Genomic DNA, 22,404 nt, shown 5'->3' on the forward strand with positions numbered 1-22,404 from the left:
CGCCGCCGGTCAGCGGTCGAGCAGCGCGACGCACTCCACGTGATGGGTGGCCGGGAACGCGTCGAAGGCGCGCAGGTCGGCCAGGTGGTAGCCCGCGTCCAGGTACAGGCCCAGGTCGCGAGCGAACGAGGCCGGGTCGCAGCCGATGTGCACGATCCGGCGCGGGTCGGCGTCGGTGACGGCGGCGACGACCTCCTTGCCCGCCCCGGCGCGCGGCGGGTCGAGGACCACCACGTCCGGTGTGCCGGCGTGCGAGCGGACCCAGCGTTCGACCCGATCGGCGCGCAGGTCCAGCCAGGGCAGGTCACGCAGCGCCTCGGTGCCGTCGGCGACGGCGGCGCGCGCCGACTCCACGGCCGCGACCGCGCCGGTCTGCCCGGTCTGCTCGGCCAGCCGCGCGGCGAAGACACCGACCCCGCTGTACAGATCCCAGCCCGACCCGCCGGGCGCGAGCCCCGACCACTCGGCGACGAGATCCGAATAGCACTGGGCGGCACCGCGATGCGCCTGCCAGAAGCCGGTGGCCGCCAGCTCCCAGCGCCGGCCGTTCACGTATTCCACGGCGCGCCCCGAGCCCGCCATCACCCATTCCTCGCGGGGCGCGTTGGTGGCCGACTTGCGCGCGGCGGCCCGGTCGCGGACCGCGCCGCGCTCGTCGCCGCCACGGCCCGGGGATTCCCGGCGGCGCGCGGGCCGCTGTCCCCGGCCGCGTCCCGCGCCGCGCGGTGTCTCCGGACGGCCGCCCGGCCCGGCGGCGTCGGGGATCGCGGCCAGCTCGACCAGATGCCGCACGCCGTCACCGTCGACCGCGACGACCAGATCCGATCCCGGCGTCCACTGCCGCTCCGCCACCCCGTCGAGCGCACCCGCCACCGGCTGTGGGCAGCGCAGGTCGGTGAGCACGTCGGTGCTGCGGTAGCGGTGCACGCCGGCGCGGCCCGCCGCGTCCACGACCAGGCGCACCCGGGTGCGCCAGCCGCCGGTGACCTCACCGGAGTCACCGGCGATCGGCTCGACGGTCACCTCCCGCTCGACCCCGGCCAGCCTGCGCAGCTGCTCGGCCACCACGGTCGCCTTGAGCGCCCGCTGGGCCGCCGGGGTGGCGAAGGAGAAGTCACAGCAGCCCGCGCCGCCCGGCCCGGACACCGGACAGGTGGCGGGCACCCGATCGGGCGAGGCCTCGACGATCTCGATCGCGTCGGCCCGGCAGAACGAGCCGCCGCGGTCCTCGGTGACCCGGGCCAGCACCAGCTCACCGGGCAGGCCGTGGCGCACGAACACCACCCGGCCCTCGTGCCTGCCCACGCAGAAGCCGCCGTGCCCGGGCGGCCCGAGCCGGATCTCGAATTCCTGTCCGCGCCAATCGCTCATCGACGACGACCCGGCTGCTCGAAGCCACGACGCACCGAGCCCGGCGCGTTGATGTCGGCGGCCTGCTTCGCCCGCGTCGACGAACTGAGCTGCCACGGCACACTGGTCACCATCACGCCCGGCTCGAACAGCAGCCTGCCCTTCAGGCGCAGCGCGGACTGGTTGTGCAGCACCTGCTCCCACCAGTGCCCGACCACGTACTCGGGGATGAACACGGTGACCACGTCGCGCGGCGCGTCCTTGCGGACCCGTTTGACGTAGTCCAGCACCGGCTTGGTGATCTCGCGATACGGCGATTCGATCACCTTCAGCGGCACGTTGATCTCGCTGTTCTCCCACTCGCGGACCAGCTTGCGGGTGTCGGCGTCGTCGACGTTCACGGTCACCGCCTCGAGCGTGTCCGGCCGGGTCGCGCGGGCGTAGGCCAGTGCGCGCCGGGTCGGCAGGTGCAGTTTGGAGACCAGCACGATGGAATGGGTGCGGCTGGGCAGCACGCCGTCCCAGTCGGATTCGTCGAGCTCGCGCGAGACCGAGTCGTAGTGGCGGCGGATGAGCTTCATCACCACGAAGATCGCCACCATCGTCAGGATCGCGATCCAGGCGCCGGCGAAGAACTTGGTGATCAGCACGATCACCAGCACGGCGCCGGTCGCGGTCAGGCCGATCGCGTTGATCACCCGCGACCGCTTCATCTTCGCGCGCTGCCCCGGGTCGGTCTCGGTGCGCAGCAGCCGCGTCCAGTGCCGCAGCATGCCGGTCTGGCTCAGCACGAACGAGACGAACACGCCGACGATGTAGAGCTGGATGAGCTTGGTCACCTCGGCGCCGAACAGCACCACGAACGCGATGGCGGCGCCGGACAGGAACAGGATGCCGTTGGAGAAGGCCAGCCGGTCGCCGCGGGTGTGCAGCTGGCGCGGCAGGTAGCGATCCTGCGCCAGGATCGAGCCCAGCACCGGGAAACCGTTGAACGCGGTGTTGGCCGCCAGCACCAGGATCAGCGCGGTGACGATGGTGATGAAGAAGAACCCGATCGGGAACCCGTGGAACACCGTCTCGGCGAGCTGGGCGATCAGCGTCTTCTGGTGGTAGTCGGCGGGCGCGCCGACCAGGTTCGCGGTGTCGTGGGCGTAGACGATGCCGATCTTCTGGGCCAGGATGATGATGCCCATCAGCAGCACGATGGCGATGGTGCCCAGCATCAGCAGCGTGGTCGCCGCGTTGCGCGACTTGGGTTTCCGGAACGCGGGCACACCGTTGCTGATCGCCTCCACACCGGTGAGCGCGGCACAGCCGGAGGAGAAGGCGCGGGCGATGAGGAAGGCGAAGGCCAGGCCGTAGAGGTGCTCGTCCTCGGCGTTGAGCCCGAATCCGGCCGACTCGGCCTTGATGTCGTCGCCGAGCACGAAGATCCGGATCAGGCCCCAGGCCAGCATCACCACCATGCCGACGATGAAGGCGTAGGTCGGAATCGCGAAGGCCTTGCCGGATTCCCGGACCCCACGCAGGTTGATCGCGGTGAGCACGGCGATCGCCACCACCGCGAAGAGCACCTTGTGGGTGGCCACGAACGGGACGGCCGAGCCGATGTTGGACGCCGCCGACGAGATCGACACCGCCACCGTGAGCACGTAGTCCACCAGCAGCGCGCTGCCGACGGTCAGGCCGGCGTTGGGTCCGAGGTTGGTGGTGGCAACCTCGTAGTCACCGCCGCCGGAGGGATAGGCGTGCACATTCTGCCGGTAGCTGGCGACCACCACGGCCATCACGAACGCGACGGCCAGACCGACCCAGGGCGCGTACAGATAGGCGGAGATACCGGCCGCCGACAGCACCAGGAAGATCTCCTCCGGCGCGTACGCCACCGACGACATCGCGTCGGAGGCGAACACCGGAAGAGCGATACGCTTGGGCAACAACGTGTGGCCGAGGGAATCGCTGCGGAACGGCCTGCCCAGCAGCAATCGCTTGGCTGCCGTCGTCAACTTGGACACCGGGCTGAGCATAGAGCAGTTCACCGAGGTCTTCGCGCGCACACCGGGCGCGCTCGACGGCGGTGTCGTGATTGTTTGTGCCGCGTCGGCCTGGGGAAAATGGGCGATGGGGGCATCCGGCGGGTACGGTCCTTGCCGGACGCCACGGGTTTGGCCAGGAACGAGGGTGCACGGTGTACGTAGTGATCATGGGGTGCGGACGGGTCGGCTCGTCGCTGGCGCGCGCCCTGGTCCGGGTGGGACACGAGGTCACGGTGATCGACCGCGATCCCAGCGCGTTCCGCCGGCTCGGCGAGGGTTTCACCGGCCAGGAAGTGGTGGGTGTCGGTTTCGACCGGGATGTGCTGACCCGGGCGGGGATCGAGCGCGCCGACGCGTTCGCCGCGGTGTCCTCCGGCGACAACTCCAACATCATCTCGGCCCGGGTGGCCAGGGAGATGTTCGGGGTCGAGCGGGTCGTGGCCCGGATCTACGACGCCAAGCGCGCCGAGGTCTACGAGCGGCTCGGCATCCCCACCATCGCCACCGTGCCGTGGACCACCGACCGGTTCCTGCGCACCCTGATCGGCGACAACTCCACCACCACCTGGCGCGACCCCACGGGCGCGGTGGCGGTCACCCAGCTCACCCTGCACGAGGACTGGTCCGGGCGCACGGTGCGCGACCTGGAACGCGAACTGGGCGTGCGGGTCGCCTTCGTCCTGCGCTTCGGCCAGGGGCTGCTGCCCGACTCCAAGACCATCGTCCAGGCCGACGACGTGGTGTACGTCGCGGTGACGTCCGGCAGTGTCGGTGAGGCGGTCGCCATGGCCGCCAAGGCTCCCGTGAGCGAGGACTGAACAACATGAAGGTGGCCATCGCCGGAGCGGGCGCCGTCGGACGCTCGATCGCCAGGGAACTGCTACGCGGCGGGCATCGGGTGATGTTGCTCGAACGCCAGCTCGACCACATCGAACCCGCCGCCATTCCCGACGCGGTGTGGGTGCACGCCGATGCCTGCGAGCTCTCCCTGCTGGAGAACGCGGGGCTCGAGACCTACGAGGTGGTCATCGCCGCCACCGGCGACGACAAGGCGAATCTGGTGCACAGCCTGCTCGCCAAGACCGAGTTCGGGGTGCGCCGGGTGGTGGCCCGGGTCAACGATCCGCGCAACGAGTGGCTGTTCGACGAGTCCTGGGGTGTCGACGTCGCGGTGTCGACGCCGCGGCTGCTGGCCTCGCTCGTCGAGGAGGCCGTGTCGGTGGGCGATCTGGTGCGGCTGATGACGCTGCGGCAGGGCCAGGCCAACCTGGTCGAGATCACCCTGCCCGCCGACACCCAGCTGGCGGGCAAGCCGGTGCGCACCCTGGTCATGCCGCGCGACACGGCGCTGGTGACGATCCTGCGCGGCGGCCGGGTCATCGTGCCGCAGCCCGACGACCCGTTCGAGGGCGACGACGAACTGCTGTTCGTCACCTCGGTGGAGGCCGAAGAGGACCTGCGCCTGACCCTGGCCACCCACGGCATCAAACCGTAACTCCCCGATACGGTTCGCACGCCGGGTCGCGCTCAGGCGACCTTCAGTTCCGCGCGCAGCTTGTTGAGCGCGCGGTGCTGCATCACCCGCACCACGCCCGGGCTGGTGCCGATGGCCTCGGCGGTCTGCGCGGCGCTCCAGCCCAGCACGATCCGCATCACCAGCACCTCGCGATGGTTGGGCGCCAGCACCTCCATCAGTTCGCGGGTGGCCGCGCGGCGTTCCAGCGCCAGCGCCCACTCCTCGGGGCCGGCGGCGCCGCAGGCGGTGTCGGGCACCTCGGCCACCGGGTAGGCGGTGTGCTTGCCGCGGCGGAACGCGTCGGAGACCTTGTTGGCGGCGATGCCGTACACGAACGCCAGGAACGACTTGCCCTGGTCGCGGTAGCGCGGGATGGCGGTGACGGTGGCGATCAGCACTTCCTGGGTGACGTCGTCGGCGGTGACGGTGAGGTGCCCGGTGGCGCCCATCCGCGCCGAACAGTAGCGCCGGACCAGCGGGTGCACCAGGCGCACGATCTCGGCGACGGCGGCGCGATCACCGGCGGCGGCGGGCCCGATCAGCGCGTCGAGTTCGGCTCCGATGCGCTTGCTCTCCGACAGCACGGCGGCGTTCGCCTTCTTCGACGGGCCTGCGGGGCGGTGCTCGGTAGCCATCATGGTCGCCGGTCCTTTCACGATCACTGCGTTTTTCGGTACGCATTGATCGTGCGACGAACCGGACCCGGCGACCAGACACCCCAGGGTGGGTAGTTCCCCACCTCCGGCGGCGGCCGGACCCACCCCTCAGGCGGGCGCGGAATCCGTTCCGGCGCGGGCGGACTGGCCCTTCTCCACCGGCAGGTGCCCGGCCCGCCGGACCGCCCACACGGTGACCACCAGCGCCACCGCCGTCAGCGGCCAGCCCATCCCGATCCTGGCCACGGCCAGCCAGGTGGTGTGGTCGGTGTCGTAGAGCTGCGACTGGACCAGATAGCGGGCGGCGAAGACCACCACCCACACGACGGTGGCCAGGTCGTAGAGCCTGCGGATGCGCCGGTCGGCGCGCCAGGCGGTGCCGTGCCCGTTGAGCGCGCCCCAGATCACGCCGACCAGGGGCCAGCGGAACAGGATCGACAGCAGGAACACCCCGCCGTACACCAGGCTGGTGTAGATGCCGAACAGGAAGAAGCCCTTGGCCTCCCCCGCCCGGTAGGCGATGAACGCGCACAGGCCCACACCGAGGAAGCCGGAGATCGCCGGCTGCACGGGATCGTGGCGGAACAGCCGCCACGCCAGCACGCCCGCGGCGACGCCCAGCGCCGCCCAGATGGCCGCGGTGAGCCCGGCCAGGGAGTTCACCGGCACGAACACCAGCACGGGCAGGGTGGAGTAGATCAGGCCGCTGAATCCGCCGAGCTGCTCGAGCAGGGTCTGCTCGGCCTTCTCGACCTCGGCGTCGGTCTCGGGGTCCACCTCATTCGAGGCCGGCACCGGCAGCACGACAGTCGGTTCGGGGTCCGCGGCGGTGCGGAACTCGTCGCTGGAGGGCATACGTCAGCTGTTCCCGCGCAGTTCGTAGTAGGGGTTGAAGATCACCTTGCGGCCGTCGCGGTCGCCGACGCGGCCACGGACCAGGATGCGCCTGCCCGGTTCGATGCCGGGGATGCGCCTGCGACCGATCCAGACGAGGGTGATCGCGTCGGTGCCGTCGAAGAACTCGGCCTGCACGGTCGCGCCCGCGGCCTTCGGACAGGCCTCCACACTGCGCAGCCTGCCCAGGATGGTCGCCTCTTCGCCACGACAACAGTCCACCGCCCGGCGGGCGCCGGAGGCATCGGCGGTCTCCGCCAGTTCCTCGGCGTCGAGCTGGTCGATATCGGCGGTCAGGCGGCGGCCGAGTCGACGAAAATATCCCGAGTCCGGACCCGATCCCGACTTGTGTCCGCCCGTGGATGACGACATGGCACGCTTCTCCCGCTAGTTGGCCGTACACCGCCACTGTAGATGGGCAAACGCCCGGCCGCTACGCTCGGTCCGTGTTGCGCACCCCACCCCAGGTCACCGTGGTCGCCCTGCCCGGAACCGGTTCCGACGCCGATTTCGCCGCCCGTGCGTTCGGGCCCGCGGCCGCCGCGCACGGCCTGGCGTTCCAGGCCGTCGAACCGGATCCCCAGGCCGTGATCGCGAGCTGTACCGCGGCTTTGGACGCCGCCGCTGCCCGTGGTCCCGTCCTGGCCGCGGGGATCTCCCTCGGCGCCGCGATCGCGCTCGACTGGGCAGCCGAACGACCGGCCGCGGTGGTCGGTGTCATTACCGCATTACCCGCGTGGACGGGTCCCGAAACCGCCGCCTGCCCGGCCGCGCTGAGCGCCTCGGTTACCGCCGGGCAACTGCGCGCCGACGGTCTGGACGCGGTGCTGGCGCGGATGCGGGCGTCGAGCCCGGCCTGGCTGGCCGACGCGCTCACCCAGTCCTGGCGCGGCCAGTGGCCGCACCTGCCGCGGGCATTGGACGAGGCCGCCGCCTACGCTTGGCCGACCCTCGAACAGCTGGCGGGCACCCGGGTTCCGGTGGCCGTGGTCGGCGCGAGCGACGACCCGGTCCACCCGATCGCCGTCGCCGAGGAGTGGGCGACGACGCTGCCCCACGCCGGACTGCGGCGGGTCACCCTGGACGCGCTCGGCGCGGACCCCGCGGTGCTCGGACACGCCGGATTCACCGAACTGGCCGCCCTGCAGGACGATTCGGCACGCGCGCTGCCCGCCCCGCACTGACGGCGGGCAGCGCGGGCGCTTTCAGTTCAGGCCGAGCTGCTGCATCGCCGAGCCGTCCGCACCCCGGCGCGGCTCGTCGGGCAGCTTCGGCGGCAGCGCCGAGGTCGGCGCGGCCTGCGCGGCCGCGGCCTGGGCGGCCAGCGCCTGCTGCTGGGCCAGCACCTGCTGCTGATGGGCGGCGGCGAGCTGCTCGGCCAGTTCCTGCGGCAGCACCACCGGCAGCGGGTCACGCACCGGCAGCGGCTCTTCGCCGCGACGGACCACGGCGTCGGCCAGTACCGCGCGCGCGGCCGCGATCAGCGGGCTGCGCTCGTCCACCGCGCCCGAGGGGCCCGCCGCGACGAGCCGGATCATCCAGCGCGGCCCGTCGACACCGATGAAGCGCAGATCCGCGCCCTCGGTGATCGCCTTGACCTCCCGGCCCCACGGCCCCTTCTCCACGGCCACGCTCGCGCCGTCACCGCGCAGCGACTCGGCCAGGTCGGCGGCGACCGTGCGCCACTGACCCGACGACTTGGGCGCCGCGTAGGCGGCCACGGTGAGCCTGCCGTGCTCGGTGGCCAGGTGCACCGCCTGCGGGGTGCCGTCGGGGCTCATCTCCACCTGCAGCTGACCGCCGTCCGGCACGGGGATGACCACCGAGCCCAGATCGAGGCGGCGCGCGACCATCTCGTCGGTGACCTCGCTGATGTCGTATGGTCCCGCGGCGGCGTCCGGCTCGTGGTCGAAGTTGCCGTAGATGCGCTCGTCGGTCGGGGCGTCGTCGAAGTCCAGGCGCGCGAAGTCGGGGCGCGGGAACTCGTCGGTGTCGTAGTCGTCCTCGAACTCGTCGAATTCGCCGGCCTCGACGTAGTCGTCGGCGTCGTCGTAGACCGCGTCGTCGTAGCGTTCGTCCGCGCGCGGCGCGCGCTTCTTCTTACCGAACAGACCCATTACGCCTCCTCGCCGGACAGGCTGGCATGCCCGCCGCTCGACCCATATCCGCCGGTGCCACGGGCGGTCTCGTCGAGGTCGTCGACCTCGGCGAACTCGACCAGCTCGACCCGCTGCACCAGCAACTGCGCGACGCGGTCGCCGCGGCGCAGCTCGATGGCCGTGCGCGGGTCGTGGTTGATCAGGCACACCTTGATCTCGCCGCGGTAGCCGGCGTCGACGGTGCCCGGGGTGTTGACCACCGACAGGCCCGCCTTGGCGGCCAGACCGGAGCGCGGATGGATCAGCCCCACCGTGCCGACAGGCAGCGCGATCGCGATCCCGGTGCCGACCAGCACCCGCTCGCCCGGTTCGATGATCACGTCCTCGGTGGTACAGAGATCGACGCCCGCGTCACCCGGATGGGCACGCGTCGGCACGGGAATGCCGGGATCGAGCCGCCGCAGCGGAATCGGTGCAAGTGCGTTCACATCGGTCGAGCCTACGCGGACCTTCCCGCCGCCGCCGTGGCACGGTGACCTAGTGTTGAGGGGTGCCCGACCAGCCCCATTCCCCGACCACCGACACCCCGGACACCGAGCGTTCGGCGTCCGCCGGAAACAGTGTCTCGCCCTACCGCGAACGGTTGTGGGTGCCGCTGTGGTGGTGGCCGATCGGCTTCGCCATCGCGGGCCTGCTCGCCGCCGAGATCCACATGGGCGCGCCCGGGCTGCGCGCCTGGCTGCCCTATGTGCTGCTGGCGCCGGTCCCGGTCTGGATCCTGCTGTGGATGAGCAGGCATCGGCTGGAGGTCGCTGTGGCCGCCGACGGTACGGCGGAACTGCGCGTGGACCGGGCCCACCTGCCGGTGAGCTTCGTCGCGCGCGCCGCGGCCGTCGCCCCGACGGCCAAGAGCGCGGCCCTGGGCCGACAGCTCGACCCCGCCGCGTATGTGCAGCACCGGGCCTGGATCGGGCCGATGGCGCTGCTGGTTCTGGACGATCCGGACGATCCGACGCCGTACTGGTTGGTCAGTACGCGCCGGCCGGACCGGGTCCTGGCCGCGCTCGGGCTGCCGAGCGCGGGCTGACCTCTCGCGTCGCCTAGGCGGCGCAGTCCATGCAGATCATCTGGCCGCCCTTTTCGCTGGCCAGGCGGCTGCGGTGATGCACGAGGAAGCAGCTCGAACAGGTGAACTCGTCAGCCTGCTTCGGGATCACCCGAACGCTCAGTACTTCCTCGGACAGGTCCGCGCCGGGAAGCTCGAACGATTCCGCTGTATCGGACTCGTCGATGTCCACGACGGCGGACTGCGCCTCGTTGCGGCGGGCCTTCAGCTCCTCGAGCGAATCCTCCGACACTTCGTCGGATTCGGTGCGCCGCGGTGCGTCATAGTCGGTTGCCATGTCGTCTTCCCCTCAGTCCTTACTCCGTATATCCCGGATCAGTTCGATGGCCGAGATCCCCGCAGGGATTCGGCGTTCGTACCGCCCCGCCGGTGGTGCACCTCACACGTACACCGGTCGCCTATCGGCCTCGATCGGCGAAGATCTACTCCGACAGCGTTCGGTTAACGCAGGACATGCCCTTGTTGTTCCCGCGACCGAGCACCGTTTCACCGGTGATTATTCGATCTGGGCGGCCAGACAATAGCGGACCTACGGACAAATGTCGCAATCACAACCCGGCCGAGTCGAAACCGACGACGAATCTTCACCTGGCGGGAAACTCGCCGAGACCTCCCGCACTCGCGTGCCGCCCCCGGACTCGTAGAGTAAGCGCGTGGTTTCACTGATCACCGAAGGCAGCGCGACCGATCGCGACGGCAACCCCTTTCCGCGGCGGCGCCCCGAGCTCTGGCTCGCGCTCGTCCTCATCCTGGCTCTGATCAGCCTGTTCGTCTGGATCACGGCGTTTCGCACGCATGACGACAGCAACGAGCCCATGGCGTGCAACGCCCCGAGCACACCCACGGCGACCAACGTCGCCAAGCCGGCCCCGCTCGGCTCGCGCGTCGGACCCTCGCGGCTCGACGACGTCGACCCGGCGGCGCTGTCGGAGTCGAAGGTGCGGGTCTTCAACGCCAACGGCAAGAGCGGCCAGGCCGGCCACATCGCCGCGGCCCTGGGCGACCTGGGCTTCGCGGGCGCGCCGGGGACACAGGTCGGTAACGATCCGGTCTACGTGGGCGGCGACCTCAACTGCACCGGCCAGATCCGCTTCGGCGTGAACGGCAGGCCGGCCGCGGCCTCGGTCCAGCTGGTGGCCCCGTGCGCCGAGCTGATCGAGGATCCGCGCACCGACGACACCGTCGACCTGGTCCTCGGTCTGGCCTTCGGCGAATCGCTGCGCCCCGGCGCCGACGCCGAGGAAGTGCTGCGGTCGCTGAAGAACCTCGCGCCCGGATCGGGCTCGTCCTCGATCGACCCCGATCTGCTCGACGCCGCCCGCACCGTCAAGTGCTGACCCGGGCCTGAGGCCGCGGGTCGGTCCCGACCCGCGGCCCGGCTCGTCAGTCCGGCAGCGCCACCGTGGCGCCGACCCGGGTGAGCAACGCGGTCAGCTCGGCCGCCACGCCCGGCGCGGCGACCACGGTGAGCTCCCCCGCCGCACCGCCGACGGTCACGTCGGGGACCGACACGATCGCGCCCGCCTCGGCGGCGATCAGCGCACCGGCCGCCCAGTCCCAGGCGTTGAGGCCGTGCTCGTAGTAGGCGTCGAGTTCTCCCGCCGCCACATGGCACAGGTCCATGGCCGCGGCACCGAGCCTGCGGATGTCGCGGATCGCGGGCAGTACCCCGGCCACGAACTCGGCCTGCCTGGCCCGGCGCACACTGCCGTAGGCGAAGCCGGTGGCCACCAGGGCCAGCCCCAGCGAGTCCTCGCGCGTGCAGGCCAGTTTCGCGCGGGTGCCGTCGGCGTACACGGCGTAGGCGCCGCCGCCGCGGGCCGCGCTGTAGGTGGTGGCGCCCGCCACGTCGACGACCGCGCCCGCGACGGGACTGCCGTCGCGCACCGCCGCCACCGAGACGGCGTACCCGGGCAGCCCGTAGAGGAAGTTCACGGTGCCGTCGATGGGGTCGACGACCCAGGTGACGGTCCCGGCCGCGGTCGCGCCGACATCGCCGCCGCCCTCCTCGCCCAGGATCGCGTCGCCGGGCCTGCGCTCGGCCAGCAGCGCCCGGATCAGCTGTTCGGATTCGGTGTCGACGACGGTGACGGGATCGGTGGCGTGGCCCTTGGTCGCCACGGCGCCGTCGGCGGGGCCGCCGCCGGCGAACACCTCGGGCCTGCGGGCGCGCACGTGCGCCGCGGCGGCCTCGGCGAGTTCGACGGCCAGCAGCCGCAACGGTTCGTGGTCGGCGGTCGGGGCGAGGACGGTCTCGGACGCGGTGTGTTCGGGCACCGCTCCATCGGATCACATGTGGCGTCGCCGCGCCCACGGGGTGACTACCGCTACTCTTTGTCAGGCACATCGACCGCGTCAGCAAGGGGTTGAACCATGTCCGCTCGGGGGCACGCATTCGGCATCGATATCGGCGGCAGCGGGGTGAAGGGCGCCGCGGTCGATCTGGCGACCGGCACGCTCACCCATGAGCGCCTCAAGATCGCCACACCCCAGCCGTCCACACCCGACGCCGTCGCCGGCGCGGTGGCCGAGCTGGTGGAGCTGGCGCAGTGGGAGGGCCCGGTCGGGATCACCCTGCCCTGCGTCGTCCTCGACGGCCATGCCAGGACGGCGGCCAACGTCGATCACGGCTGGATCGGCACCGACGCCCGCGCCCTGTTCTCGAAGGTGCTGGGCGGGCGCGAGGTGACCGTGCTCAACGACGCCGACGCCGCGGGCCTGGCCGAGGACAGCTACGGCGCGGCGGGCGACCTGGACGGGCTGACCCTGCTGCTCACCTTCGGCACCGGCATCGGCTCGGCGCTGCTCTACGACGGCACTCTGGTGCCCAACTCCGAGCTGGGCCACCTGGTCGTCGCCGGCGACGAGGCCGAGCACATCGCCGCGGCCTCGGTGAAGGACCGCGAGCAACTGAGCTACCCGCAGTGGGCCGAGCGGGTCAGCACGGTGCTGCGCCACCTCGAGGACCTGTTCTGGCCGAAGGTGATCGTGGCCGGTGGCGGCATCAGCCGCGACCACGAACAGTGGATCCCGTTGCTCACCAACCGAACTCCGGTGATCCCGGCCGTGCTGAAGAACACCGCGGGTATCGTCGGGGCCGCGATGGCCGTCGACAAGGGGATCGCGCCCTAGTCCGCCGCGCGGGGTGGCGCAACGCCTGGACGGCATCGTGCCATGGGTACCCTGGTTGGATCGTTACAATGGAACACGTCCGGCGGTGAGCCGGTGAAACCTTCCGGCCGCGGCCGGTCGCGAGAAAGCCGGTGACGAAGCCACCGACTCACCCGACCGTCGCACCGCCGGTGCAACCCGACCGACCGCTCCGCCGGAAAATCACTCTGGCGTGACGCCGCACGAGACCGTCACGAAAGGGCGTACGTGGTAGCCACGAATACCCGTCAGACCGCCGACTCGGCCGACGCCGACGCCGACGCCACCACCCCGGCCAAGAAGGCTCCGGCCAAGAAGGCCGCCGCCAAGAAGGCCCCGGCGAAGAAAGCCGCTGCCAAGAAGGCTCCGGCGAAGAAGGCCGCTGCCAAGAAGGCTCCGGCCAAGAAGACCGCCGCGAAGAAGGCGACCTCGGCCGAGGGTGGCGAGGAACAGCTCGACGACGAGTCGATCGAGCTCGACGACCTCGGCGATCTGGAGGTCTCCGAGGACGAGCTCACCGACGGTGACGCCCTGGTCGAAGAGGTGGCCGAGGACACCACCGAGGAAGCCGAGACCGAGGAGCCGTCCGAGAAGGACAAGGCCTCCGGCGATTTCGTGTGGGACGAGGAGGAGTCCGAGGCGCTGCGCCAGGCGCGCAAGGACGCCGAGCTCACCGCCTCCGCCGACTCGGTGCGCGCCTACCTCAAGCAGATCGGCAAGGTCGCGCTGCTCAACGCGGAGGAGGAGGTCGAACTCGCCAAGCGGATCGAGGCCGGTCTGTTCGCCGCGGAGAAGATGCGCGAGTTCGCCGAGGCGGGCGAGAAGCTGTCGGTGACCACCCGCCGCGATTTCAACTGGATCGTGCGCGACGGCAACCGGGCCAAGAACCATCTGCTCGAGGCCAACCTGCGTCTGGTCGTCTCGCTGGCCAAGCGCTACACCGGCCGCGGCATGGCGTTCCTGGACCTGATCCAGGAAGGCAACCTGGGTCTGATCCGCGCGGTCGAGAAGTTCGACTACACCAAGGGTTACAAGTTCTCGACCTACGCCACGTGGTGGATCCGCCAGGCCATCACCCGCGCCATGGCCGACCAGGCCCGCACCATCCGTATCCCGGTGCACATGGTCGAGGTCATCAACAAGCTCGGCCGTATCCAGCGCGAGCTGCTCCAGGACCTGGGCCGTGAGCCCACGCCGGAGGAGCTGGCCAAGGAAATGGACATCACGCCGGAGAAGGTGCTGGAGATCCAGCAGTACGCGCGTGAGCCCATTTCGCTGGACCAGACCATCGGCGACGAGGGCGACAGCCAGCTCGGCGACTTCATCGAGGACTCCGAGGCGGTCGTCGCGGTCGACGCGGTGAGCTTCACCCTGCTGCAGGATCAGCTGCAGTCGGTGCTGGAGACGCTGTCCGAGCGTGAGGCGGGCGTGGTGCGGCTGCGCTTCGGTCTCACCGACGGTCAGCCGCGCACCCTCGACGAGATCGGCCAGGTCTACGGCGTCACCCGTGAGCGCATCCGGCAGATCGAGTCGAAGACGATGAGCAAGCTGCGCCACCCGAGCCGCTCGCAGGTGCTGCGCGACTACCTCGACTAGCACGCCCGAACGCGAAGGCGGGTCCATCCACCGGATGGACCCGCCTTCTTTTTGTTTCCGAATAAGAATTCCGGCCGGTCTGTATTCCCGATAAACCGGAGACGGTAACCGTTTCGTGATCAAACCCACAGTGCTGGATTGCGCTGTGAACGACGCGGATTCGCGAACTTCACCGTATCGTCACTCGCAGCTTTTGGTTCTACCGCCGCCGGTCTGCGGTACTGGCATTGAGGGTTTTTCGCGGCGTGCTCGACATCTATCACTTCAGCTATGGCTGGATCACTCCCGTTCTCGCGTATTTCATGTCCGTCACCGGCTGCCTGCTCGGCCTGCAGTGCGCGGCCCGCGGCCGCAACGCCGCCGAGGGCCGGACGGCCTGGCTGATCGGGGCCGCCATCGCGATCGGCGGAACCGGCATCTGGGTCATGCATTTCATCGCCATGCTCGGCTTCACCATCCGCGGCGCGGAGATCCGCTACGACCTGCCGTTGACGCTGTTCAGCGCGGCCACGGCGATGGTGGTCGTCGGCATCGGCCTGTTCATGGTCAACAAACCGCAGCCCACGCTGCGTTCGCTGCTGGCGGGCGGCACGATCACCGGGCTCGGTGTCGGCACCATGCACTACACCGGCATGTACGCGATGAAGTCCACCGCCACGGTCAGCTACGACCCGGGGCTGGTCACCTTGTCGATGGTCATCGCGGTGGTCGCCTCCATCGTGGCGCTGTGGTTCACCTTGCGCGTCAAGGGATTCCTGGCCACCGTCGGTGCCGCGATCATCATGGGCGTCGCAGTCTGCGGCATGCACTACACCGGCATGGCGGCGATGCACGCGCACTCCAATCACCACGCGGCCCCGCCGACCGGTTCGGGCGCGATGGATCTGCTGGCTCCCCTGATCGGGGTGAGCAGCATCGTCACCATGCTGGTGCTGATCAGTGTGAGCCTCACCGAGATCGAGAACGAGGAAGCGCTGCCGCGGATGTGGCTGACCTCCCGGCACGAGCCCAAGCCGCGGGCGCCGCGGCCCGCGCCCGTACCGCCGCCGATGCCGGCCCCCGGCCACAGCGAGCACCACACCGAGGAACTGGTCTACGACGGGGTCGGCGCCTGGCCGCGCCGGGTGGTGGACTGATCAGCTCGGCGCGAGTCCCGCACGGCGGCGGGTGAATTCGACGACGGGCTCGACGATCCTGGCCGCGATCGGACCCACGATCGCCATCAGCAGCACATAGGCGGAGGCGAGGGCGGCCAGGCGGGCGTCGGCCTTGCCGTAACCCACGGCGAGTCCGGCGATGACGATGGAGAACTCGCCGTGCGCCACCAGCGCGGCGCCCGCCCTGGCCCGGCCCATCCGCCGGATGCCCTGTTTGCTCGCCGCCCACCACCCCACGGCCAGCTTCGTGCCGGTGGTCACCACCGCCAGCACGACGGCCCAGCCCAGCACGGGTGGGATCGCGGCCGGGTCGATGGACAGGCCGAAGGCCACGAAGAAGATCGCGGCGAACAGGTCGCGCAGGGGTTCGAGCAGCTTGGCGGCCTCGCGGGCGGTGGAGCCGGAGATGGCGATGCCGAGCAGGAACGCCCCGACCGCGGCCGAGACGTTGAGCGCCGAGGCCGCGCCTGCCACCAGCAGCGCCGCCCCGAGCAGTTGCAGCAGGAACACCTCGCGGTCGACGCTGTCGAGCACCGTGGAGACGACCCGGCCGAAGCGCAGCGCCACCACCAGCACCACCGAGATCGTCGCCAGCGCGATCGCCAGCGACACCAGTCCGCTGAGCAGGCTCAGCCCGGCCAGCATCATGGTCAGGATCGGCAGGTACACCGCCATCGCCAGATCCTCGAAGACCAGGATCGACAGCACCACCGGGGTCTCGCGGTTACCGAGGCGCCCCAGATCGTCGAGCACCTTGGCCACGATGCCCGAGGACGAGATGTAGGTGACCCCGCCCAGCACCACGGCCCCCAGCACGCCCCAGCCCAGCAGGAACGCCACCACCACGCCCGGCAGCGCGTTGGCGATCAGGTCGACCACGCCGGCCGCCCAGGATCGCCGCAGGCCGGTCATGAGCTCGGGCGCGGTGTACTCGAGCCCCAGCAGCAACAGCAGCAGCACGACGCCGATCTCGGCGGCCAGATGCCCGAAGTCGACGGCCACCTCCAGCTCGACGAACCCGCCGCGCCCGAACGCCAGCCCGCCCAGCAGATACAGCGGGATCGGCGACATACCGAATCGGGCGGCCACCCGCCCGCAGAGCCCCAGCGCGAACAAGATCACGCCGAGCTCGAGCAGAGCCAGGGCCTGCGAGTTCACGGCGGTCAGCCGTGCGCGAGAATCTTCGCGGCCGCGTCCAGGCCGTCGGGGGTGCCGACGACCACGAGCAGATCACCCTCGGTGAAGGTGAAGTCGGGCCCCGGCGACGGATGCAGCTGACCGGCGCGCATGACCGCGACGATCGAGGTCTTGGTGCGGGTGCGCATCGCGGTCTCGCCGAGTGTGCGTCCCGCGTATGGTGATTCGTCGCCGACGGCGAGCTGACGGGTGGTGATGCCCGGCAGGTCGCGGTGGTCGTCGTTGAGTTTGGCGACCAGTTGCGGCGCGCCGAGCAGGTTCGCCAGCACCGAGGCTTCGTCGGTCGACAGCGGCACCTGGGCGGCGATCGCGTCCGGGTCGTCGGGTTTGGACACGATCAGGTCGATGTCGCCGTCGCGGTGGGCGACCACCCCGACGCGGCGACCGGACTTGACCTCGAAATCCTTGCGCACTCCGATTCCCGGTAGCGCTGTGACGTCGACGTTCACACCATCTACAGTAATCGCGGGCGCGCGCGGATGTGGTCTACGCCACTGTGCCGCGCCGGGGCGTGCCGAAGCGTCCGTCGGCGCCGGGCAGATAGGGCGCCACCTCCAGCACCGCGGCCACGGGCAACGGCGCGTACAGATGCGGGAACAGCATCGAGGCGGGATCGGTCGGCACGCCCGGTTCCCACTTCAGCTCGCCGGTGAACCGGGACGGGTCCAGCCACAGCACCACCAGGTCGCTCCGGCCCGCGAACAGCCGGTCGGCGGGCAGGTGGACCTGCTCCGGCGTGGACAGGTGCACGAAGCCGTTCGCGGCGAGCGAGGGCGGCCGCAGCTCGGTGCCGTGGCGCGCCTGCTCCCATTCTTGGGAAGAACACAGGTGAACAAGCGTGTGGGTGTCGGTGGTCACGGGTAATCTCCGGGTAGACAACAGCTTCGGACGTGAAGACCCTGTCACAGGTTCCTCGGTACCGCTCCGGCGACGGTGACGCTCGGCCGGTAACGAGCAACACCTCAGCGAGCGACATATCGGTGAGTGACGGGATCGACTGGGAGGTGGCACAGCAGCACCGGCGAGCGATCGGCGTGGCCTCGACACGGTGACCGGCGCATGTTCGCTTTCAGCGAAACCGCAGGTCGTGTTATCGAAAACACAAAGATTCACTTCCGGGAACAAAGCCTGAACCCCGAACGTCTGAGAGAGTAGTCGTACCACTGCTGGGAAGTAGCGGACGCGAGCCACGTGGAGTGACCACGGGGCCCACACCTAGGCGAACGGCCACGAAGCGCCGGGAGCCGGGACGGAGGAGTCATGCCAGGAACCCTGACCAGCACCCCACTGACCGCGGTCGATCGTTGCGATCGTTGCGGGGCGGCTGCCCGAGTGCGTGCCGTTCTTCCCGCGGGTGGCGAGTTGCTCTTCTGCCAGCACCACGCGAATGAACACATGGATCGCCTGCGCGAACTGGAAGCCGTGATCGATACGGAATCCGCGCCCGCGCTCTGACCCCTCCTCGCGTCCGACACAACACCATCAGACAACAGAAAACCCCGACAGCGGGCGACCGGAAAGGTCGCCCGCTGTTCTCGTCCGCGGGTCAGGGGCGGTCCGGATCGGTCAGGATGCCGTCGACCAGGATCGCGACGCCGTAGGCGAAGGCGCCGTCGGGGTCGGCGGGCGCCTGATAGTGCTCGCCGGCCGCGGTGCCGACCCGCCCGGCGAGCGGGAAGTCCTCGGCGGGTATCACCCGCGCCAGCAGCGGTCCGTGCACCTGCCACCACTGCGCGTCGCTGAGCTGGGCGGCAGCACCGGCGGCCGCGACCGCGAGCCGGGCATTGCCGGTGGCGAAGTCGGTGAGCACCGCGACCGCGCGGTCCATCGCCAGGTCGGACAGCCCGATGCCGTCGATCGCCCGGAGCTGCTGTTCGTAGCGGCGCATCCGGGCCGGTCCGAGCACCTGCCGCCACGGCGACACCGTCAGCAGCCACGGGTGCGCGATCAGCTCGGCCCTGACCTGGCCGGCGAGCGCGATCAAGCGGTCGCGGACGGGCAGCTCCGCCGGGATCGGCGGGTCGTCGGCGGCCACGGCGTCGACCATGAGCACCAGCAGCGCCTCCTTGCTCGGCACGTAGGTGTAGAGGCTCATCGCACGCACGCCCAGTTCGGCGGCGACCGCGCGGATCGTCAGCTTGTCGAGGCCCTCGCGGTCGGCCAGCGCGATCCCGGCGGCGACGACCGCGTCGACCGTGAGGCCGGGTTTCGGACCGCGCGCGCCCGGTTTCGCGGGCAGGGTGTGGCGCCACAGCAGCTCGAGGATCCGGGTGGCCTGCTCGGGGGAAGTCGGGTCGGCGTCGGTGGCCACGATCCGTCCTTTCTGGCGCGCGGGAACAAACTCAGTACAGTGTACGTTGTTCGGTTGTCCGTGCCGCCCGTTCAGAGGAGACCGCTCTGCCCGCCACCCAGGCCACCTACCTCCCCGACCGCCACCTGTTCGCGCTGTGGACCTGGACCGGTCACGGCGCCGGACCCGCGCCCGGGATCGGCGATCCGGAGCGGCTCACCCTCGCGCTGCCGGTGGGCGAGCGGGGCGCGCTCGAACCCGCCGAGCTCCCGGTCGCGGTCGTGACCTCGGCCGAGCTGGCCGCGGTGACCGTCGACGAGCTGGCCCCGTCGGCCCTGGCCTGGCGCACCCTGTTGTCCGCCGACCCCGGATCAAGCAATGCGAATGCCGCCCCGGCGCCGTCTGCCGATGCCGGGCCGGGTGTGGGCCAGGCCTTCCCCGCGTTGCCTGCTGCCGCTCATGCCGTGCCCGACGCGGTCGGGACGGCGATCGTGTCGGCGGAGCGCGCGGTGCGTGTGCTGCGCGAGACATCGGCCGCCGATGCCGAACTCGCGACGACACTGAGCGCGACATTGCGGCCGTATCAGGTGCGCGGGGTGAGCTGGTTGCGCGAGACGGTGGTCGCGTACGGCGGTGCCGTGCTGGCCGACGAGATGGGGCTCGGCAAGACCGTGCAGACCATCGGCTTCCTGCGGGGCCGAGCCGAGGGGCCGCAGCTGGTGGTGTGCCCGACCTCGCTGGTCGGCAACTGGGTACACGAGATCACCCGGTTCGCACCCGGCCTCACGGCGGTCGCGTGGCGCGGCGGCGACGCGCCCGCCGCACCGGGCACCGTCGTGGTCACCGGGTATCCCACGCTGCGGCTGCACGGCGCCGCGCTGACCGGGACAACCTGGGCCACCGTCGTCTTCGACGAGGCGCAGGCGCTGAAGAATCCGCGCACCCAGGTGTCCAAGGCCGCCCGCGCGCTGCCCGCCGCGGCCAAGGTGGCGCTCACCGGCACGCCGGTGGAGAACCATCTCGACGAGCTGTTCGCCCTGCTGAACCTGACCGTGCCGCGCCTGTTCGCGCACCGCACCCAGTTCCGGCGCCGGTTCGTCCGGCCGATCGAGGAGGGCTCGGCCGCGGCGGCGGCCCGGCTGCGCGATGCCGTCGAGCCGGTCGTGCTGGGCCGCAAGAAGACTCAGGTCGCGGCCTCGCTGCCGGCCAAGATCCACAGCGACCTGCTCTGCGATCTCACCGCCGAGCAGGAACGGGTCTACGACTCCGTGCTGGCCGCGGCGCTCGACGAGGGTTTCGGCTCGGGTCTGCAACGGCAGGGCCGGGTGCTCGCCGCGCTGACCGGGCTCAAGCAGGTATGCAACCATCCCGGCCTGGTCACCGGCGACCTGGCCGAATTGTCCGGTCGCTCGGGCAAACTCGACCTCTGCACCGATATCGTGGCCACCAATCTCGACACCGGCGACCCGACGCTGATCTTCACCCAGTACCGGGCCACCGGCGATCTGCTGGTGCGGCATCTGGCCGAGCAGTTCGGGGTGGACGCGCCGTTCTTCCACGGCGGCCTGGACGCCGATCAGCGCGCCGGGATCGTCACCGCGTTCCAATCCCCGGACGGCCCACCGGTGCTCGTGCTGAGCCTGCGCGCGGCGGGGACCGGGCTGACGCTCACCCGCGCCGCCGACGTCATCCATTTCGATCGCTGGTGGAATCCGGCGGTCGAGGCCCAGGCTTCCGATCGCGCGCACCGGATCGGGCAGACCCGCACCGTCACCGTCACCACCCTCACCAGCACCACCTCGGTGGAGGAACACATCGCCGCGATGCACACCCGCAAATCGGCGCTGACCGATCTGTCCGATGCCGCGGGCATCGCCGAGCTGGCCCGACTGGACGACGACGCCCTCGTCGACATCCTGCGCCGGAAGCGGGAGAACTGATGGCCGACAACGAATTCGGATACACCCCGTGGGGCATGGACTGGGTACGCCTGGCCGAGCCGCTGCGCCAGACCCGCCCCGAGCCGCTGCTGCCCCGCGCCCGCAGCGTCGCCCGCAACCACGGCGTGCGCACCGAGATCGAGGGCCGCGCGGTCCGCGCGCACCTGCATCGCGGCGGGCAGGCCTCGGTCGCGCACGTCGAGGTGGCGCCGCTGTCGCGGGCCGCGGTCACCGCGATCGCCGCGGTGATCCCGGATCCGACGGTCCTGACCGACGAGATGCACCGGGCGCTGCTCGACGCGGGCCACTCCCCCGCCCCCACCCTGCTCAGCACGGACTGCTCGTGCTCGGCGCGGAGCGCCCGGTGCCTGCACGTGCTGGCGGTGCTGTACACGATCGCCCGGCAGGTCGACGAGAATCCACGACTGGCCCTGGAGTTGCAGGGGTACTTCGACGCGGGCGAGGACGCCGCGGCCCCGGCCCAGGAGCCGCGCTGGACCAGCCTGCACACACTGGACCCGGCGGCGTTCTTCGATCCGGCGCCGTGACACCGGCGGGGCACCGCGCGGCGACGGTGCCCCCTGTCGGGTTCAGGCGTTGGTGCCGCCGTCGATCGTGATGACCTCGCCCGTGATCGACCGGCCCGCCGGGCCGGCCAGGAACGCGACGAGCTCGGCCACATCCCCCGCCTCGCCGAATCGGCCGAGCGCGTTGAATTCCCGCTGCGCCGGGGCGTGGTCGCTGCTCGCGGGGTTCATGTCGGTGTCGGTGGGACCGGGCTGGACCAGGTTGACGGTGATGCCGCGCGGACCGAGCTCCCTGGCCAGCGCCTTGGTGTAGCCGTTGAGCGCGGACTTGCTGAGGTTGTACAGCGCCAGCCCGCCGAACAGCGCGCGGTCGGTGAGGTTGGAGCCGATCGAGATGATCCGCCCACCCTCGCCCAGGTGGGCCAGCGCCGCCTGACCGGCGACGAACGGGGCGCGGGCGTGGATGTGCAGCGCGCGGTCGATCTCGTCGAGGGTGAAGTCGGCGTACGGCTTGGCCGGGAAGATGCCGGCGTTGTTCACCAGCACGTCGAGGCGGCCGAGTTCGGCGGCGGCCCGGTCGACGGCCGCGACCACCTGGGCGGCGTCGGCGCTGTCGGCCCGGATCGGCAGTGCCCGCCTGCCCAGTGCCGTGATCTCGCCCGCCACCGCGGTCGCGGCGTCGTCGTCGCGCTGGTAGGTGAACGCCACGTCGGCGCCCGCGGCGGCCAGCCTGCGGGCGATGGCCGCGCCGATCCCCCGGCTGCCGCCGGTCACCAGGGCCACGGTGCTGCTCGTCATGAGGTGAACTCCTTTATGTAGTGATCGATACACAAAGGAGCAAAGCCGAGCGGACAGGGCGCGTCAAGAGTT

Annotated in this window: 25 protein-coding genes; 11 read left to right on the forward strand and 14 right to left on the reverse strand. The window is 70.8% G+C overall.

Features of this window, described 5'->3' with window-relative positions:
- Window positions 1–9: 9 nt before the first annotated feature.
- Entirely contained in the window at window positions 10–1,371 is a 1,362-nt protein-coding gene (locus tag EL493_RS25330; protein ID WP_019047966.1) for a class I SAM-dependent RNA methyltransferase, read from the reverse strand.
- Window positions 1,368–3,365 (reverse strand): APC family permease, encoded by a 1,998-nt coding sequence (locus EL493_RS25335; protein ID WP_030202786.1) that lies wholly within the window; start codon window positions 3,363–3,365, stop codon window positions 1,368–1,370. Before EL493_RS25335 ends, EL493_RS25330 begins: the two co-directional genes overlap by 4 nt.
- A gap of 173 nt (window positions 3,366–3,538) precedes the next feature.
- On the opposite strand from EL493_RS25335, the gene EL493_RS25340 reads away from it, so the two are divergent.
- A complete protein-coding gene (locus EL493_RS25340; RefSeq protein ID WP_022566396.1) occupies window positions 3,539–4,204 on the forward strand; it encodes a potassium channel family protein in 666 nt (221 codons plus the stop codon).
- 5 nt (window positions 4,205–4,209) lie between these two features.
- A complete protein-coding gene (locus tag EL493_RS25345; protein WP_019047969.1) occupies window positions 4,210–4,881 on the forward strand; it encodes a potassium channel family protein in 672 nt (223 codons plus the stop codon).
- A gap of 32 nt (window positions 4,882–4,913) precedes the next feature.
- On the opposite strand, the gene shbA is transcribed toward EL493_RS25345, so the two are convergent.
- The 3 genes from shbA to EL493_RS25360 all read right to left on the reverse strand — a co-directional run bounded on the left by shbA (window position 4,914) and on the right by EL493_RS25360 (window position 6,824).
- Window positions 4,914–5,537: an RNA polymerase sigma factor ShbA gene (gene shbA / locus EL493_RS25350; protein WP_030202788.1), complete on the reverse strand. Its 624-nt coding sequence runs from the start codon at window positions 5,535–5,537 to the stop codon at window positions 4,914–4,916.
- Window positions 5,538–5,666: 129 nt separating this feature from the next.
- A complete protein-coding gene (locus EL493_RS25355; protein WP_019047971.1) occupies window positions 5,667–6,413 on the reverse strand; it encodes a DUF3159 domain-containing protein in 747 nt (248 codons plus the stop codon).
- 3 nt (window positions 6,414–6,416) lie between these two features.
- Window positions 6,417–6,824 carry an OB-fold nucleic acid binding domain-containing protein gene (locus EL493_RS25360; RefSeq protein ID WP_019047972.1) on the reverse strand — a complete coding sequence of 136 codons (408 nt, stop codon included), beginning with the start codon at window positions 6,822–6,824 and terminating at the stop codon, window positions 6,417–6,419.
- A gap of 74 nt (window positions 6,825–6,898) precedes the next feature.
- On the opposite strand from EL493_RS25360, the gene EL493_RS25365 reads away from it, so the two are divergent.
- Complete coding sequence (locus EL493_RS25365) at window positions 6,899–7,636, forward strand: alpha/beta fold hydrolase (RefSeq protein WP_019047973.1); 738 nt, start codon at window positions 6,899–6,901, stop codon at window positions 7,634–7,636.
- A gap of 21 nt (window positions 7,637–7,657) precedes the next feature.
- Here the strand turns inward: EL493_RS25365 and EL493_RS25370 are convergent, their stop codons facing one another.
- The gene (locus tag EL493_RS25370) at window positions 7,658–8,563 is read right to left on the reverse strand and encodes a DUF3710 domain-containing protein (protein WP_030202790.1); all 906 of its coding nucleotides are present in this window, start codon (window positions 8,561–8,563) and stop codon (window positions 7,658–7,660) included.
- A gap of 5 nt (window positions 8,564–8,568) precedes the next feature.
- Window positions 8,569–9,039, reverse strand: a complete 471-nt coding sequence (gene dut, locus EL493_RS25375) for a dUTP diphosphatase (protein WP_019047975.1) — start codon at window positions 9,037–9,039, stop codon at window positions 8,569–8,571.
- Between the two features lie 62 nt (window positions 9,040–9,101).
- Between dut and EL493_RS25380 the strand changes: the two genes are divergently transcribed.
- Window positions 9,102–9,638 (forward strand): DUF3093 domain-containing protein, encoded by a 537-nt coding sequence (locus EL493_RS25380; protein ID WP_019047976.1) that lies wholly within the window; start codon window positions 9,102–9,104, stop codon window positions 9,636–9,638.
- A 13-nt stretch (window positions 9,639–9,651) separates the two neighbouring features.
- Here EL493_RS25380 and EL493_RS25385 read toward each other — a convergent pair whose 3' ends face one another.
- Entirely contained in the window at window positions 9,652–9,954 is a 303-nt protein-coding gene (locus EL493_RS25385) for a DUF4193 domain-containing protein (RefSeq protein ID WP_019047977.1), read from the reverse strand.
- A gap of 376 nt (window positions 9,955–10,330) precedes the next feature.
- Between EL493_RS25385 and cei the strand changes: the two genes are divergently transcribed.
- Window positions 10,331–11,014 (forward strand): envelope integrity protein Cei, encoded by a 684-nt coding sequence (gene cei / locus EL493_RS25390; RefSeq protein WP_019047978.1) that lies wholly within the window; start codon window positions 10,331–10,333, stop codon window positions 11,012–11,014.
- 46 nt (window positions 11,015–11,060) lie between these two features.
- On the opposite strand, the gene EL493_RS25395 is transcribed toward cei, so the two are convergent.
- Window positions 11,061–11,954, reverse strand: a complete 894-nt coding sequence (locus tag EL493_RS25395; RefSeq protein ID WP_019047979.1) for an inositol monophosphatase family protein — start codon at window positions 11,952–11,954, stop codon at window positions 11,061–11,063.
- 96 nt (window positions 11,955–12,050) lie between these two features.
- On the opposite strand from EL493_RS25395, the gene ppgK reads away from it, so the two are divergent.
- The 3 genes from ppgK (at window position 12,051) to EL493_RS25410 (ending at window position 15,559) form a co-directional block, all read left to right on the forward strand.
- Window positions 12,051–12,809 carry a polyphosphate--glucose phosphotransferase gene (gene ppgK, locus EL493_RS25400; RefSeq protein WP_019047980.1) on the forward strand — a complete coding sequence of 253 codons (759 nt, stop codon included), beginning with the start codon at window positions 12,051–12,053 and terminating at the stop codon, window positions 12,807–12,809.
- A gap of 246 nt (window positions 12,810–13,055) precedes the next feature.
- Complete coding sequence (locus EL493_RS25405; protein WP_019047981.1) at window positions 13,056–14,423, forward strand: RNA polymerase sigma factor; 1,368 nt, start codon at window positions 13,056–13,058, stop codon at window positions 14,421–14,423.
- A 245-nt stretch (window positions 14,424–14,668) separates the two neighbouring features.
- Complete coding sequence (locus EL493_RS25410; RefSeq protein WP_019047982.1) at window positions 14,669–15,559, forward strand: MHYT domain-containing protein; 891 nt, start codon at window positions 14,669–14,671, stop codon at window positions 15,557–15,559.
- On the opposite strand, the gene EL493_RS25415 is transcribed toward EL493_RS25410, so the two are convergent.
- Genes EL493_RS25415 through EL493_RS25425 form a run of 3 tightly spaced genes read right to left on the reverse strand, consistent with a single transcriptional unit; the run spans window position 15,560 to window position 17,635 of the window.
- Window positions 15,560–16,738 (reverse strand): cation:proton antiporter, encoded by a 1,179-nt coding sequence (locus tag EL493_RS25415; RefSeq protein WP_019047983.1) that lies wholly within the window; start codon window positions 16,736–16,738, stop codon window positions 15,560–15,562.
- Between the two features lie 5 nt (window positions 16,739–16,743).
- Complete coding sequence (locus EL493_RS25420) at window positions 16,744–17,226, reverse strand: cation:proton antiporter regulatory subunit (RefSeq protein WP_022566393.1); 483 nt, start codon at window positions 17,224–17,226, stop codon at window positions 16,744–16,746.
- A gap of 37 nt (window positions 17,227–17,263) precedes the next feature.
- A complete protein-coding gene (locus EL493_RS25425; RefSeq protein ID WP_019047985.1) occupies window positions 17,264–17,635 on the reverse strand; it encodes a DUF952 domain-containing protein in 372 nt (123 codons plus the stop codon).
- Between the two features lie 402 nt (window positions 17,636–18,037).
- On the opposite strand from EL493_RS25425, the gene EL493_RS25430 reads away from it, so the two are divergent.
- Window positions 18,038–18,232: a DUF7455 domain-containing protein gene (locus tag EL493_RS25430; RefSeq protein WP_029903635.1), complete on the forward strand. Its 195-nt coding sequence runs from the start codon at window positions 18,038–18,040 to the stop codon at window positions 18,230–18,232.
- A 91-nt stretch (window positions 18,233–18,323) separates the two neighbouring features.
- Here EL493_RS25430 and EL493_RS25435 read toward each other — a convergent pair whose 3' ends face one another.
- Window positions 18,324–19,088 carry a TetR/AcrR family transcriptional regulator gene (locus EL493_RS25435; protein WP_019047986.1) on the reverse strand — a complete coding sequence of 255 codons (765 nt, stop codon included), beginning with the start codon at window positions 19,086–19,088 and terminating at the stop codon, window positions 18,324–18,326.
- Between the two features lie 125 nt (window positions 19,089–19,213).
- Between EL493_RS25435 and EL493_RS25440 the strand changes: the two genes are divergently transcribed.
- Window positions 19,214–21,007 (forward strand): DEAD/DEAH box helicase, encoded by a 1,794-nt coding sequence (locus EL493_RS25440; protein WP_030202794.1) that lies wholly within the window; start codon window positions 19,214–19,216, stop codon window positions 21,005–21,007.
- Entirely contained in the window at window positions 21,007–21,555 is a 549-nt protein-coding gene (locus tag EL493_RS25445) for an SWIM zinc finger family protein (RefSeq protein WP_030202795.1), read from the forward strand. Before EL493_RS25440 ends, EL493_RS25445 begins: the two co-directional genes overlap by 1 nt.
- Before the next feature lie 42 nt (window positions 21,556–21,597).
- Here EL493_RS25445 and EL493_RS25450 read toward each other — a convergent pair whose 3' ends face one another.
- Window positions 21,598–22,332, reverse strand: coding sequence for an SDR family NAD(P)-dependent oxidoreductase (locus EL493_RS25450; RefSeq protein WP_019047989.1), 735 nt, complete (start codon window positions 22,330–22,332; stop codon window positions 21,598–21,600).
- Window positions 22,333–22,404 lie beyond the last annotated feature (72 nt).

Origin of the sequence: Nocardia asteroides, assembly GCF_900637185.1 — a bacterium.
In the GTDB taxonomy this organism is placed as follows: Bacteria; Actinomycetota; Actinomycetes; order Mycobacteriales; family Mycobacteriaceae; genus Nocardia; species Nocardia asteroides.

Bases quoted from the DNA above. Each gene is read 5' to 3' on its own strand.
- EL493_RS25450 (WP_019047989.1), bottom strand. From the start codon at position 22,332: ATGACGAGCAGCACCGTGGCCCTGGTGACCGGCGGCAGCCGGGGGATC.
- ppgK (WP_019047980.1), top strand. From the start codon at position 12,051: ATGTCCGCTCGGGGGCACGCATTCGGCATCGATATCGGCGGCAGCGGG.
- EL493_RS25430 (WP_029903635.1), top strand. From the start codon at position 18,038: ATGCCAGGAACCCTGACCAGCACCCCACTGACCGCGGTCGATCGTTGC.
- EL493_RS25385 (WP_019047977.1), bottom strand. From the start codon at position 9,954: ATGGCAACCGACTATGACGCACCGCGGCGCACCGAATCCGACGAAGTG.
- EL493_RS25360 (WP_019047972.1), bottom strand. From the start codon at position 6,824: ATGTCGTCATCCACGGGCGGACACAAGTCGGGATCGGGTCCGGACTCG.
- shbA (WP_030202788.1), bottom strand. From the start codon at position 5,537: ATGGCTACCGAGCACCGCCCCGCAGGCCCGTCGAAGAAGGCGAACGCC.
- EL493_RS25355 (WP_019047971.1), bottom strand. From the start codon at position 6,413: ATGCCCTCCAGCGACGAGTTCCGCACCGCCGCGGACCCCGAACCGACT.
- EL493_RS25445 (WP_030202795.1), top strand. From the start codon at position 21,007: ATGGCCGACAACGAATTCGGATACACCCCGTGGGGCATGGACTGGGTA.
- EL493_RS25330 (WP_019047966.1), bottom strand. From the start codon at position 1,371: ATGAGCGATTGGCGCGGACAGGAATTCGAGATCCGGCTCGGGCCGCCC.
- EL493_RS25345 (WP_019047969.1), top strand. From the start codon at position 4,210: ATGAAGGTGGCCATCGCCGGAGCGGGCGCCGTCGGACGCTCGATCGCC.